Genomic DNA, 12,053 nt, shown 5'->3' with positions numbered 1-12,053 from the left:
CGTCAGGCTTCGTCGTCCACCGGATATCGGGTGCTGCGCAGGACGGCGCGCACACCACTGCCCAGCCAGACCCCGTCGCAGAGTTTCAGGGTGGCTTCACTGATGTAGGGGTCGATCAGATGGGTCGCACCAGACAGGACATAGACGCGGTGAAAGCCACTGATCTCGCTTTCGTCCTCGCCGCTGATGGCGGCGGCGACGGCGACCCGGTGATACGAAGTCGCGCCCAGTTGATCGAGGTGGGCGCGAAACTCGCGCGCCCAGTCGACCATCGTCTCGGGGCGATCGACGACCGTGACACCGCGCGCGGTCGCCAGTTCATGCGGATAGGTCATGAGTGCCGTAACGCCTTCGAAATCGCGGTCCCAGATAAGCTGAGATACGGAGTCGAGGTGATATTGATAGATGGTCAGGGCGTCTTTCATCGGGGTCTCTTCCAGTTCGGGTCCAGAGCGGCAGCGGTGCTGGTAATCATTTCGGGCGCCCGGTGCGAGCGCGGATGTTGTCGGGATGATAGTAGGCCATGCCGCTTTTACGAACAGAAACATTGATGGCGTCCGCAAGCCAGCGTCCATCGGGCTGACGCATTAGCGACATCCGGCATTCATAGGGATCGGTCAGATAACTGCCGCCGCGCATGATGTAGGTTGTATGCGCGCCCGTAATCCGATCCGGCCCGTCAGGGTCGAATTGCGCGTCACGGCACAGCCTGTGGTAGGCCGTCGCGCCCAGGCCCTTGAGGCTTTCCCGGAACGCCTGCGCGTCCAGCTGTTGTTCGGCGGCATTCTGGATGATGCGGTCCGTCTCGGGCAGGCGGATCAGGTGGGGATAAGACAACATTGCGGCGACGGTAGTGTAGTCACGGTTCCACAGCGCGATCGAGGCCGTGTCGAGGAAGTCCTGATAGATATCGTGCGCCTGCGTCATCCTCCGTCCTCCTTGCCGAACGTTTTGTGACGTTCGGGGCTGATGACAGGACAGGCAGCGTTCCGATGGTTGGACCGGATGCACGAACTGCACCACCTGTCACCGGCAAGCACCAGATCCATCATTGCCCACTCCTCATGTTACAGGTGCGATGCCGTCCGACAATGTGTTGGGGGCGGGGCGGGCCGACCGCCGCCGACAAGCAGACGCGGTGACAGGCCTGCGCGGCCAGACGCACCAGCGACGCATGGAACGCCTCCAGCGATTTTCGCATTTTCTGAGCCGTCTGAATGATAGCCACAGCATCCGCCGTCTCGATCCGCAGGGAAAAATGCAAATACGCGCAGACACTATCGAAGACCCGCTGCCATTGCGGCATCAACACCATGTAGAGGTGGTCCTGATAGATGGCTTGCGCGTCCTGCATCAGACCCGCTCAATGATCGTGGCTGCCCCCATGCCGGACGCCACGCACAGGGTGGCAAGGCCAACTTCCTTGTCCGCGCGCTCCAACTCATCCAGCAGGGTGCCGATGATGATCGCGCCGGACGCCCCCAGCGGGTGGCCCATGGCGATAGCGCCGCCATTCACGTTCAGCTTGTCATGGTCGACATCGAAAGCCTGCATGAAGCGCAGCACGACGGAAGAAAACGCCTCGTTGACTTCGAACAGGTCGATGTCGCCGATGGTCAAGCCATTCTCCGACAGGATCTTTTCAGTCACTGGGATCGGACCGGTCAGCATGATGGTCGGATCGGTGCCGATCTTGGCTGTGGCGCGGATGCGGGCGCGGGGTTTCAGGCCCCATTTTTCGCCGAATTCCTTATTGCCGATCAAAACGCCTGCCGCGCCATCGACGATGCCCGACGAATTGCCCGCCGTGTGGATGTGATTGATCCGCTCCAGATGCGGGTATTTCATCAGGGCGATCTTGTCGAAGCCGGGCATGACCTCGCCCATCGCCTGAAACGCAGCGTTGAGCGCGCCCAGCGACTGCATGTCGGTGCCTTCGCGGATGTATTCGTCGTGGTCCAGAATGGGCAGGCCGTTCACATCACGCACGGTAACGATCGACTTCTTGAAGCGGTCATTCTTCCACGCGGCGGCGGCGCGCTTCTGGCTCTCGACGGCGAAGGCATCGGCCTGATCGCGGGTAAAGCCATATTCGGTGGCTATGATGTCAGCCGAAATTCCCTGCGGGACGAAATAGGTGCTCATCGCGATAGATGGATCGACGGCGATGGCAGCCCCGTCGCTGCCCATCGGGACGCGGCTCATGCATTCCACACCGCCCGCGATATAGCCGTCACCGGCCCCGCCGCGGATCTGGTTGGCGGCCAGGTTCACGGCCTCCATGCCCGATGCACAGAAGCGATTGATCGACAGGCCGGGAATACGCTGGTCCAGATCGGAGGCCAGAACGGCGGTCCGGGCAAGACATCCGCCCTGTTCGGCGACCTGGGTGGCGTTGCCCCAGATCACGTCCTCGACCGCATGGCCTTCGAACCCGTTACGGTCCTTCAGTGCGTTCAGCACGTCGGCGGACAGGCGCGCTGCGGTGACCTCATGCAGCGATCCGTCCTTTCGGCCCTTGCCACGGGGGGTGCGGATGGCATCGTAGATATAGGCTTCTTCGGTCATGGGAGACTCCTTACTGGCGGTCCGAGGGACGGCCGGGCATCAGGTCGTAGGGGGATTTCCAGCCGGGCAGGGCGGCGATGCGGTCCAGCCAGGCGTCGATATTAGGCCAGTCGGCGCGATCAAAACCGAACGGCTCGGGGTAGTAGAGGTAGCCGCAGCACGACAGGTCGGCGTTGGTGACACCCTTGCCGACGATCCAGTCGCGCCCCGAAAGATGGCGGTTCAGCACGTCATAGGCTGCCTTCAGGCGGCCTTGGCTGAAGGCGATCACTTCGGCGGGGCGTTTGTCTTCGGGCAGGAAGTTCATCAGGAACCGGGTCATGCCCGCCTGGCTCGACAGTTTGTGGTTGTCCCACAAGATCCACCTCAGAACCTCGTAACGGTCCTCGGGTGTGCCGCCGAACTTGCCGGTCTTGTCCGTAATCCACTGCTGGATTGCCCCCGACTGGCTGAGGCGCATGTCGTCATCGACCAGCACGGGCGCTTCGCCCATGCCGTTCTCGGCCCGCCATTCGGGTGTGCGGGCCTGACCGCCGAAGAAATCGACGAACACCGGCTCCCAATCCAGCCCGGACAGTTCCAGCGCCAGCGCGGCCTTGTAGGAATTCCCCGACTCGCCGAAGCAATGCAGCTTGATGGTCATATGCGCTTCCCTCCCGAAATACGGTCGTTGTCTGTGTCTACGCGCCGGTGTCGCCGCGTTTCGCGAGCATCGCCAGATGCAGGTCCAGCCGGTGCATCAGATTGTCCCGGTGCGTCACGCTGTCGAAGTTCTCGAACAGGAACGACAGCGCTTCACCTTCGTCCAGTCCAGCCTCCTCCGCGAATTTGCGGAGACGTCGGTATCCCGCCTCGGTCATACGGGCGGGAAAGCGTCGGGTCAGGCGTTGCGGGCGGGGCATGTATCCTCCGGTCGGGGTCGGCCCGGCGTGCGGACCGACCGTGGTTTTGCCTTAAAAAGCCGTGGGTTCAAGCGCCATTACCGTCTCCGACCCGGTCTGGATGCGCGCAAGGTGCATCCCCGTCGCCGGAAGCTGACGCGCCATGTAGTAGCGCCCCGTGGCGATTTTTGCGTCAAGGAAATCGCGATCCGCACCTGCTTCGCCCAGTTTTGAACCGGCAGCCTGCGCCATGCGGGCCCACATAAGGCCAAGGCAGACGTGGCCAAAAAGGTGCATGAAATCATAGCTGCCCGAGAGCGCGGCGTTCGGGTTCTTCATGCCCTGCTGCATAAAGTACATGCCCGCCGCCTGAAGGTCCTTGGATGCGGCCTTGAGCGGTTCCAGGAAGCCCGCTTTGAGAGTCTCGTCCTCGGCGTTGTCCTTGCAGAACGTCTTGACCATGTCGAAGAAAGCCATGACATGCTTGCCGCCATCGAGGGCCAGCTTGCGACCGACCAGATCCAGCGCCTGCACACCGTTCGCGCCCTCGTAGATCTGGGCGATGCGGGCGTCGCGCACAAACTGCGACATGCCCCATTCCTCGATATATCCGTGACCGCCATAGACCTGCTGCGCATTGGTGGCCATCTCATAGCCCTTGTCGGTCAGGAAACCCTTAATGACCGGCGTCAGCAGAGAGATCAGGCCATCGGCGTCCTTGTCTTCGTTGCGGTGCGCGCGGTCGATCATCATCGCGCCCCAGAATACGAAGGCCCGCGCACCTTCGACGAAGGATTTCTGGTCCATCAGGTTGCGGCGGATGTCGGGGTGAACGATCAGCGGATCGGCCGGGCCGTCGGGGTTCTTGACGCCGGTCACGTCGCGGCCCTGGAGGCGGTCCAGCGCGTAGGCCAGCGCGTTCTGATAGGCGATTTCGGCCTGGGCATAGCCTTGCAGGCCGACACCGAGGCGCGCCTCGTTCATCATCGTGAACATGGCGCGCATGCCTTTATGCGCCTCACCCAACAGATAGCCTGTCGCGCCATCATAGTTCATTACGCAGGTCGAATTGCCGTGAATGCCCATCTTTTCCTCGATCTTGCCGACCGAGACGTCGTTAAGCGCGCCCAGATTGCCATCGTCGTCGACCATGATCTTGGGGACAATGAACAGCGACACCCCTTTGATGCCCTCGGGTCCGCCGGCGATCTTGGCCAGCACGAGGTGGACGATATTGTCCGCCATGTCGTGATCGCCCGCCGAGATGAATATCTTCTGGCCGGTAATCTTGTAAGAACCATCGTCATGCGGTTCGGCCTTGGTGCGCATCAGTCCCAGGTCGGTGCCGCAATGCGGCTCCGTCAGGTTCATGGTGCCGGTCCATTCGCAGGTGGTCAGCTTGGGCAGCCATTTCTGCTTCTGAGCGTCCGTGCCGTGGGCGTGGATCGCGGAATAGGCACCGTGGGTCAGGCCCTGGTACATGTTGAAGGCCATGTTGGACGAGGACAGGATCTCGCCCACCGCGGTGTGCATAAGATAGGGCAGGCCCTGGCCGCCGTATTCTGTATCGCAATCCAGTGCCGTCCAGCCGCCATCGCGGACCTGATCGAAAGCCGCCTTGAACCCAGTGGGCGTGCGGACGACGCCATTCTCGAGAACGCAGCCTTCGCGGTCGCCGACAACGTTGAGAGGGTGCAGAACTTCGGACGCCATACGCCCTGCTTCTTCCAGCACGGCACCGGTGAAATCGCGGTCGATCTCGTCATAGCCTGAAATGTCTTGCGTTGAAGCCTTCAGAACATCGTGCAGCACGAACTGCATGTCCTTGGTGGGTGCGATATAGCTGGGCATGTTCGATCCTCCTCAAATCGTCGGGGGCGTCTCTGCGCCCCCGTTGGTCGCGGTCAGCCAAACTTTCGGGGCTGCGCCTGATTCATTATTTTCTCCCCCCAACGCAGCTGTTCCGACAGCTCCGCGATGGCGGTGTTCAGTTCATCGCGCTGGGCGGTCATCGCTGCCAGACGCTCGTGACCGATCTCGTAGGTGCGGGAAACCTGTGTCAGCTGGCCGTCGTCCAGATCGTAAAGATCCAGCAACTGGCGGATATCCTCGAGGGAGAATCCGAACCGCTTGCCGCGCAGGATCAATTTCAAGCGCGCCCGGTCGCGGCGGGTGAACCAGCGTTTCTGGCCTTCGCGTTGTGGACTGATCAGTTCTTTCGCCTCATAGAAGCGAAGCGTCCGGGGTGTAACGTCGAACGCGTCACACATCTGTCGGATCGTCATCAGTTCGTCAGACATTACTTTCCATCCTTGTCTCGGTGCCACTTATGGCGATGCAGTCGAGATGCGGGTCCGACCATAGCGATACAACCCAGGCTGACGTTTACGTAACCCGAACGTAACGTCACTTATCGGGTTGACGTAAGGATCGCTTGCGTCAATCGCTGCGCGGATAACGTGCAACACTGAATATAGGGCGAGCCAGATCGCTGAGGTTGCGTCGGGTGGAGATGAATCACCTTGAGGTTGTGTTCAGTCCCTGGTTTTCAGATCGGCGTTTACGCCATCCCGCAGAGCCTGAAGTTCTGCGATGGCCTCGTCGAGATGACGCTTGCGGTCGGCCAGTTCGGCCAATTGGCCATCGGCAAGATTGATCCAGGCCTGCATCTGTGTGCGTCCCTCGGGATCCGCGTCATACAGTTCCAGCCATTGGCGGATTTCTTCGAGGGAAAAGCCGAATTTGCGACCTCGAAGGATCAGCGTCATTCGCGCGATTTCCCGCGCGCCATAATATCGCGCGCGTCCTTCACGCTCGGGGAACAGAAGTTCGATGTACTCGTAGTGACGCAATGTCCGGGGCGTCACGTCGAAACGAGCGCACATCTGTTTGAAATCCAGCCGTTCCGTCATCGATTCCTCCCTGCGTCAGTCTGGCACGGTCAGGACCGTTCTGTCCATCCGGGCCAGCAGCCGGGTCACTTAGCCGGACGCCAAACGGGCTTGCAGGTCGATACGCTTCGCGGCAAGGCTGCGGCATGACCGACGACACCTCAGAAGCCGCCGCCAAACGCATCAGGGCCGCGCATCAGTTCATCTCCGCCTTGCCGCATTGTCGCGCCCTGTCGATGACCGTCGAGTCGGTGGGCGAGGGGGAGGCAGCGATCTCCATGCCCTGGGCCGCCGATCTTGTCGGCGATCCGCTGACCGGCGTGATCCATGGCGGTGCGGTCTCCGCGCTGATGGACACGACCGGGGGTGCTGCTGTCCTCAGCCATCCGACCGCTCCCATTGCCACGGCTACCATGGACCTGCGGATCGACTATATGCGCGCAGCCACGCCGCACCAGACGATCACGGCGCGGGCCGTTTGTCATCATGTCACGCGGTCTGTCGCCTTCGTTCGGGCCGAAGCCTTTGACGAAGATACCGACAAGGGCCCCGTCGCAGTCGCCAACGGAGCCTTTACACTGGAACGGGCGCGGGCGAAATGAAGACGCCGGAACCCGTTCAGGTCGTCAAGCAACGACGCGATTCCGCCCTGCGTGGCCTGATCGACGGCGTGCCATATATCAAGTTTCTGAATATCACCTTCGACCGGCGCGGCGACGAGCTGACCGGGGTTCTGCATTACGACCCCAAGCTGATCGGCAACCCTGCGCTGCCTGCACTGCATGGCGGTGTGACGGCGGCATTCCTCGAGGTCACGGCTATCGTCACCCTGTCGTGGTCGATGCTCTGGGACGACCTAGAGGCCGGACGGCTGGAACCGGAGGGCCTGACCCATGACGCTCTGCCGCGTCTGCCCAAGACCATCGACTTTTCTGTCGACTACCTGCGCGCCGGGCTGCCCCGTGACGCCTATGCCCGCGCCCGCCTGAACCGGTCCGGTCGTCGATATGCCAGCGTCCATGTCGAAGGCTGGCAGGACAATCGCGAGCGTCTGTTTGCGCAGGCCACCGGCCATTTTCTCATGCCGCAGAGGACGGACCCGGACGGGTGAGTGACCCTGTGCCCCTGACGAAAGGGCGGCCCGAGGCGGCGCTGTCGAGCCGCCGCATCCTGAAGGTCGCCATACCCGTCGTCCTGTCGAACGCCACCGTGCCGATTCTGGGCGCGGTGGATACCGGCGTCGTGGGTCAACTGGGGCAGGCCGCACCGATTGCCGCCGTGGGCGCGGGCGCGATCATCCTGTCGTCGGTCTATTGGATTTTCGGGTTCCTGCGGATGGGCACCACAGGTCTGGCGGCGCAGGCCCTGGGTGCGGGCGACCGTCCCGAATTGGTCGCGCTGCTGTCACGGGCACTGCTGATTGCCGCCGTGGCGGGGGCGGGACTGATCGCACTTCAATGGGCAATTTTCACAGGCGCGTTCTGGCTGGCACCCACATCAGCGGAGGTCGAGGGACTGGCGCGATCCTATATGCAGGTCCGCATCTGGTCGGCCCCTGCGGCGATCGCGATATATGGCCTGACCGGCTGGTTGATCGCGCAGGAACGCACCGCCGCCGTTCTGGTGATCCAACTGGCGATGAACGGGGCGAATATCGCGTTGGATGTCTGGTTCGTGCTGGGTCTGGGATTCGGCGTCGAGGGGGTCGCCTGGGCCACTTTCATCGCGGAATGGTCGGGCGTGATGCTGGCGGTATGGTTCTGCCGGGATGCCTTCGTCGGGTCGGATTGGCGCGACAGGGTGCAGGTATTCGAGTCCGCGCGTCTGAAGCGAATGCTGGCGGTCAACACCGATATCCTGATCCGGTCGGTTCTGTTGCAGATCACCTTCGCGTCGTTTCTGTTGATGGGTGGCCTGTTCGGGACGGTCACGCTGGCGGCCAATCAGGTGCTGCTGCAATTCCTGTATATCACGGCCTATGCGCTGGACGGGTTCGCCTTTGCGGTCGAGGCGCTGGTCGGGCGTTTCTTCGGTGCGGGCGACAGGGGACGCTTGCGGCGGTCGGTGGTCCTGTGCGGTGCATGGGGGCTGGGGACGGTGGCAGTTCTGGCGCTGGCGTTCGCGGTGTTCGGCGGACTGCTGGTCGACGTGATGGCCAAGGCAACCGAGGTCCGGGAGGTCGCGCGCGACTATCTGCCGTGGATGGTCGCGGCACCCTTGATCGGGTTCGCATCATGGATGCTGGATGGTGTGTTTATCGGCGCGACCCGCACGCGCGACATGCGCAACATGATGGTATTGAGCTTTGGGGTCTATCTGGTGGCTTTGGCAGTGCTGGTGCCGTGGCTGGACAATCACGGACTCTGGGCGGCGCTGATGGTCTCGTTTGCAGTGCGCGGCGTGACGCTGGGGTGGAAATATCCGGGGCTGGAGCGGGCGGCGACGGGCGGGGCGGCTTAGAGCCAGCGGTCGCGGTCGGTACCCACGGCGTCGGCGACATTGGCGAACCCGTCGCGGGCCAACAGATCGTCGAGACCTTTTGCGATACGCGCGGGCAGACTGATGCCGTGATAAACCAACGCGGTGTAAAGCTGCACGGCAGACGCGCCTGCGCGGATCTTGGCATAGGCTTGGTCGGCGCTGGCAATGCCGCCAACGCCCACCAGCGGCAGTTTACCGTTCGTCAACACCGACAGGCGGGCCAGGATTCGGGTCGAGGCATCGAACAGCGGCGCACCGGACAGGCCACCGGTTTGCGAAGCGTGGACGCTGTGCAGACCGTCGCGGGCCAGCGTTGTGTTGGTCGCGATGATGCCGTTCACGCCGGAGCTCAGCGCGACCTCTGCGATATCCTCCAACGCGGCGGCGTCCAGATCGGGCGCGATCTTGAGGAAGATCGCCGTATCCAGCCCCCGGTCGTCGCGTTGTGCGCAAACCCGGTCCAGAATGCCCGCCAGTGCGGCCTTGCCCTGAAGGTCGCGCAGCCGTTCAGTGTTCGGGCTGCTGACATTGACGGTCGCGAAATCGATGTGCCTGTCGCAATGCGCTAGGACCTTTACGAAATCATCTGCACGGTCGTCACTGTCCTTGTTCGCACCAAGGTTCAGGCCGACGACCGCGCCCTCAGGTCGTTTCGCCAGCCGGTCGGCGATGATCGCTGCACCGTCATTGTTAAAGCCAAAGCGGTTGATTGCCGCCCCGTCCTCGGTCAGGCGGAACAGGCGCGGCCGGGGGTTGCCGGGTTGCGGGTGAGGCGTGGCGGCCCCGACCTCCAGCCAGCCGAATGCGCAGCGCGACAGGGCATGCAGGGCGGTGGCATTCTTGTCGAACCCGGCAGCCAGCCCGATAGGGTTCGGCAGATCCATCCCCGCCAGTGTTGTCGCCAGGCGGGGGGACGTGACCGGCCCGCCGCGCGGCCCCAGCCCGGAGTTCAGTGCCGACAGGGCCAACCGGTGCGCACGTTCCGGGTCGAAACGGTGCATCAGGGCAAGGCCCGCCGCTTCGATCACATCAGGCCTGCAGGGAAGACGTGAACGCCGCCGACCATCGGCAGCGGCTGCGCCCAGGCAACTTGATCCAGGCGCAACGGCGCATAGAGGTGCGGAAATTTCGCGCCGCCGCGCGAGATCTCCCAGTGCAGGTTATCGGCGACGACGGCATCCTCGACGCCGATCAGCCACAGACCTTCGACCCCGGCAAAGTGTTTGACGGCGGTTTCGGCGACTTGCTCCGCTGTCGAGAAATGGATGAAGCCATCGGAGAGATCAATCGGCGCGCCCGTGGATGACCCCTCCGCGCGGAGGGCCTGCCATTCGGGCGTTCGGAACAATTTGTAGATCATTGCGCCGGGATGCCCGTGCGGTTCTGTCACGTCAAGCCGCGCCGCGTTCATATCGCTTTGACAATGGCCCGCTAGCTGCCCAACATCGACGATATCCAACCTAGGGGGTTAGACCGATGAGACGTATTCTGACAGCAACGGCGGCGCTCGCGTTGACCACTGGCATGGCCAGCGCCGAGTATTCGCTGACAATTCTTCACACCAACGACGTTCACGCTCGCTTTGAGCCGATCAGCAAATACGACGGTCCCTGTGCTGCGGAAGACAACACCGCGGGCGAATGCTTCGGCGGCACGGCCCGTATGGTAAACGCCGTCGAGGCAGCACGCGCCAGGTCAGACAATACGATTCTGGTGGATGCCGGTGATCAGTTTCAGGGCACGCTGTTCTATACCTATTACAAAGGTAAGCTAGCGGCCGAGATGATGAACATGCTGGGCTATGACGGCATGACGGTCGGCAACCACGAGTTCGACGACGGCCCCGAAGTGCTGGCGTCCTTCATGACGGCCATCGATTTTCCGATCCTGATGTCGAATGCCGATGTCTCGGGCGAACCGCTGTTGGCCGACAAACTGGCCAAATCGACAGTGATCGAACGGAGCGGCGAGAAGATCGGCCTGATCGGCCTGACACCGCAGGACACCGACGAATTGGCATCGCCCGGTGATAATGTCACATTCAGCGACCCGATTGCGGCAATTCAGGAAGAGGTCGACAAGCTGACCGCCGAGGGCGTGAACAAGATCATCGTGCTGAGCCATTCGGGCTATGGCGTCGATCAGGCTGTTGCAGAAGGCACGACCGGCGTCGACGTCATCGTCGGCGGCCATTCGAACACCCTGCTGGGAAGCATGGAGCGTTCCGAAGGGCCTTATCCCACTATGGTGGGCCAGACGGCCATCGTTTCTGCCTATGCCTACGGCAAGTACCTGGGCGAGTTGAACGTAACGTTCGACGACGACGGCAATGTCACCGCAGCCGAGGGCGTGCCGGTCCTGATCGACGCGTCTGTTGAAGAAGATGCGGCAACCGTGGCGCGCATCGCCGAAATGGCAGCCCCGCTGGAGGAGATCCGGTCCAAGGTGGTTGCCCAGATCGATCAGGCGATTGAAGGCGACCGCACATTCTGTCGCGCGGAGGTTTGCGAAATGGGCGTTCTGATCGCCGACGCGATGCTGGACCGTGTCAAGGACCAGGGCATCGACGTCGCGATCCAGAACGGGGGCGGTATCCGCGCCTCGATTGATGCGGGCGACGTAACTATGGGCGAAGTCCTGACGGTGCTGCCGTTCCAGAACACGCTGTCGACATTCCGCGTGGACGGCGCGACGCTTCTGGCTGCGCTGGAAAACGGCGTCAGCCAGGTCGAGGAGGGCGGAGGCCGATTCCCGCAGGTGTCGGGAATGTCGTTCGCCTTCGACGCGAGTGCCGACCCCGGCAGCCGTGTCAGCGATGTCTTGATCGGCGGAGTACCGCTCGACCCCGCCAAGACCTATGGCGTCGTGTCAAATAACTACGTCAGAAATGGCGGTGATGGATATGAGATGTTCAAATCTGCAGCAGACGCTTACGATTTCGGCCCTGATCTTGCTGAAGTCACGGCGGAATACCTGATCCAGAATGGCCCGTATACGCCGTTCACCGATGATCGCATCGTAGCGAAATGACATAGCGATTTTCAGGCACCTCTGATCGATGCGTGGAAATTATTATCGGGGCGAGGAAAACTCCTCGCCCCTTTCGATTATGATGCAGGCAGGATACTTCGATTGCAGACATCGGAAGAATAACATTACATATTAGAAGCGTATTTTTTGATACTTGTTCAATAATGATCACGATCAGGCCGATCGCGATTTTAAGGAAGTT

General features: G+C 62.0%; 15 protein-coding genes. 4 read left to right on the top strand and 11 right to left on the bottom strand.

Annotated elements, in window-relative coordinates:
* Positions 1 to 2: 2 nt before the first annotated feature.
* From BMY38_RS07965 to BMY38_RS07925, 9 genes are all read right to left on the bottom strand, one after another.
* The gene (locus BMY38_RS07965) at positions 3 to 425 is read right to left on the bottom strand and encodes a hypothetical protein (protein WP_092761635.1); all 423 of its coding nucleotides are present in this window, start codon (positions 423 to 425) and stop codon (positions 3 to 5) included.
* A 46-nt stretch (positions 426 to 471) separates the two neighbouring features.
* The gene (locus tag BMY38_RS07960) at positions 472 to 927 is read right to left on the bottom strand and encodes a hypothetical protein (protein WP_092761633.1); all 456 of its coding nucleotides are present in this window, start codon (positions 925 to 927) and stop codon (positions 472 to 474) included.
* Between the two features lie 121 nt (positions 928 to 1,048).
* Positions 1,049 to 1,354 carry a hypothetical protein gene (locus BMY38_RS07955; protein WP_092761631.1) on the bottom strand — a complete coding sequence of 102 codons (306 nt, stop codon included), beginning with the start codon at positions 1,352 to 1,354 and terminating at the stop codon, positions 1,049 to 1,051.
* Positions 1,354 to 2,568 carry an acetyl-CoA C-acetyltransferase gene (locus BMY38_RS07950; protein WP_092761629.1) on the bottom strand — a complete coding sequence of 405 codons (1,215 nt, stop codon included), beginning with the start codon at positions 2,566 to 2,568 and terminating at the stop codon, positions 1,354 to 1,356. Before BMY38_RS07950 ends, BMY38_RS07955 begins: the two co-directional genes overlap by 1 nt.
* 10 nt (positions 2,569 to 2,578) lie before the next feature.
* Positions 2,579 to 3,211: a glutathione S-transferase family protein gene (locus BMY38_RS07945; RefSeq protein WP_092761627.1), complete on the bottom strand. Its 633-nt coding sequence runs from the start codon at positions 3,209 to 3,211 to the stop codon at positions 2,579 to 2,581.
* 37 nt (positions 3,212 to 3,248) lie between these two features.
* Positions 3,249 to 3,470 carry a hypothetical protein gene (locus BMY38_RS07940; RefSeq protein WP_092761625.1) on the bottom strand — a complete coding sequence of 74 codons (222 nt, stop codon included), beginning with the start codon at positions 3,468 to 3,470 and terminating at the stop codon, positions 3,249 to 3,251.
* A gap of 51 nt (positions 3,471 to 3,521) precedes the next feature.
* Positions 3,522 to 5,300: an acyl-CoA dehydrogenase C-terminal domain-containing protein gene (locus tag BMY38_RS07935; protein WP_092761623.1), complete on the bottom strand. Its 1,779-nt coding sequence runs from the start codon at positions 5,298 to 5,300 to the stop codon at positions 3,522 to 3,524.
* Between the two features lie 53 nt (positions 5,301 to 5,353).
* Positions 5,354 to 5,749, bottom strand: a complete 396-nt coding sequence (locus BMY38_RS07930; RefSeq protein WP_092761621.1) for a MerR family transcriptional regulator — start codon at positions 5,747 to 5,749, stop codon at positions 5,354 to 5,356.
* Between the two features lie 234 nt (positions 5,750 to 5,983).
* Positions 5,984 to 6,361 (bottom strand): MerR family transcriptional regulator, encoded by a 378-nt coding sequence (locus tag BMY38_RS07925; protein WP_092761619.1) that lies wholly within the window; start codon positions 6,359 to 6,361, stop codon positions 5,984 to 5,986.
* Between the two features lie 125 nt (positions 6,362 to 6,486).
* On the opposite strand from BMY38_RS07925, the gene BMY38_RS07920 reads away from it, so the two are divergent.
* The 3 genes from BMY38_RS07920 to BMY38_RS07910 are packed head-to-tail and all read left to right on the top strand — an operon-like array spanning position 6,487 to position 8,800.
* The gene (locus BMY38_RS07920; protein ID WP_092761617.1) at positions 6,487 to 6,942 is read left to right on the top strand and encodes a PaaI family thioesterase; all 456 of its coding nucleotides are present in this window, start codon (positions 6,487 to 6,489) and stop codon (positions 6,940 to 6,942) included.
* Positions 6,939 to 7,451 (top strand): PaaI family thioesterase, encoded by a 513-nt coding sequence (locus tag BMY38_RS07915; protein WP_092761615.1) that lies wholly within the window; start codon positions 6,939 to 6,941, stop codon positions 7,449 to 7,451. Before BMY38_RS07920 ends, BMY38_RS07915 begins: the two co-directional genes overlap by 4 nt.
* Positions 7,448 to 8,800 (top strand): MATE family efflux transporter, encoded by a 1,353-nt coding sequence (locus BMY38_RS07910; RefSeq protein WP_245737545.1) that lies wholly within the window; start codon positions 7,448 to 7,450, stop codon positions 8,798 to 8,800. The genes BMY38_RS07915 and BMY38_RS07910 overlap by 4 nt, the downstream gene beginning before the upstream one ends.
* Here BMY38_RS07910 and BMY38_RS07905 read toward each other — a convergent pair.
* Together BMY38_RS07905 and BMY38_RS07900 are read right to left on the bottom strand one after the other, a co-directional pair.
* Entirely contained in the window at positions 8,797 to 9,849 is a 1,053-nt protein-coding gene (locus BMY38_RS07905) for a quinone-dependent dihydroorotate dehydrogenase (RefSeq protein ID WP_092761613.1), read from the bottom strand. The genes BMY38_RS07910 and BMY38_RS07905 overlap by 4 nt on opposite strands.
* On the bottom strand, positions 9,846 to 10,181 hold the full coding sequence (locus BMY38_RS07900; protein WP_092762007.1) for a DUF952 domain-containing protein: 336 nt from the start codon (positions 10,179 to 10,181) through the stop codon (positions 9,846 to 9,848). The genes BMY38_RS07905 and BMY38_RS07900 overlap by 4 nt, the downstream gene beginning before the upstream one ends.
* A 116-nt stretch (positions 10,182 to 10,297) precedes the next feature.
* Between BMY38_RS07900 and BMY38_RS07895 the strand changes: the two genes are divergently transcribed.
* The gene (locus BMY38_RS07895; RefSeq protein WP_092761611.1) at positions 10,298 to 11,851 is read left to right on the top strand and encodes a bifunctional metallophosphatase/5'-nucleotidase; all 1,554 of its coding nucleotides are present in this window, start codon (positions 10,298 to 10,300) and stop codon (positions 11,849 to 11,851) included.
* The last annotated feature ends 202 nt before the right edge of the window (positions 11,852 to 12,053 follow it).

The sequence above is a fragment of the Jannaschia helgolandensis genome (assembly GCF_900109285.1).
Lineage (GTDB): Bacteria > Pseudomonadota > Alphaproteobacteria > Rhodobacterales > Rhodobacteraceae > Jannaschia > Jannaschia helgolandensis.
Note: the sequence above shows the minus strand (reverse complement) of the source record. Positions and strands in the feature narration are given on the sequence as shown.

Excerpts from the sequence above, each read along its gene's own strand:
- BMY38_RS07965 (WP_092761635.1), bottom strand. The coding sequence starts at position 425 with ATGAAAGACGCCCTGACCATCTATCAATATCACCTCGACTCCGTATCT.
- BMY38_RS07960 (WP_092761633.1), bottom strand. The coding sequence starts at position 927 with ATGACGCAGGCGCACGATATCTATCAGGACTTCCTCGACACGGCCTCG.
- BMY38_RS07955 (WP_092761631.1), bottom strand. The coding sequence starts at position 1,354 with ATGCAGGACGCGCAAGCCATCTATCAGGACCACCTCTACATGGTGTTG.
- BMY38_RS07950 (WP_092761629.1), bottom strand. The coding sequence starts at position 2,568 with ATGACCGAAGAAGCCTATATCTACGATGCCATCCGCACCCCCCGTGGC.
- BMY38_RS07945 (WP_092761627.1), bottom strand. The coding sequence starts at position 3,211 with ATGACCATCAAGCTGCATTGCTTCGGCGAGTCGGGGAATTCCTACAAG.
- BMY38_RS07940 (WP_092761625.1), bottom strand. The coding sequence starts at position 3,470 with ATGCCCCGCCCGCAACGCCTGACCCGACGCTTTCCCGCCCGTATGACC.
- BMY38_RS07935 (WP_092761623.1), bottom strand. The coding sequence starts at position 5,300 with ATGCCCAGCTATATCGCACCCACCAAGGACATGCAGTTCGTGCTGCAC.
- BMY38_RS07930 (WP_092761621.1), bottom strand. The coding sequence starts at position 5,749 with ATGTCTGACGAACTGATGACGATCCGACAGATGTGTGACGCGTTCGAC.
- BMY38_RS07925 (WP_092761619.1), bottom strand. The coding sequence starts at position 6,361 with ATGACGGAACGGCTGGATTTCAAACAGATGTGCGCTCGTTTCGACGTG.
- BMY38_RS07920 (WP_092761617.1), top strand. The coding sequence starts at position 6,487 with ATGACCGACGACACCTCAGAAGCCGCCGCCAAACGCATCAGGGCCGCG.
- BMY38_RS07915 (WP_092761615.1), top strand. The coding sequence starts at position 6,939 with ATGAAGACGCCGGAACCCGTTCAGGTCGTCAAGCAACGACGCGATTCC.
- BMY38_RS07900 (WP_092762007.1), bottom strand. The coding sequence starts at position 10,181 with ATGATCTACAAATTGTTCCGAACGCCCGAATGGCAGGCCCTCCGCGCG.
- BMY38_RS07895 (WP_092761611.1), top strand. The coding sequence starts at position 10,298 with ATGAGACGTATTCTGACAGCAACGGCGGCGCTCGCGTTGACCACTGGC.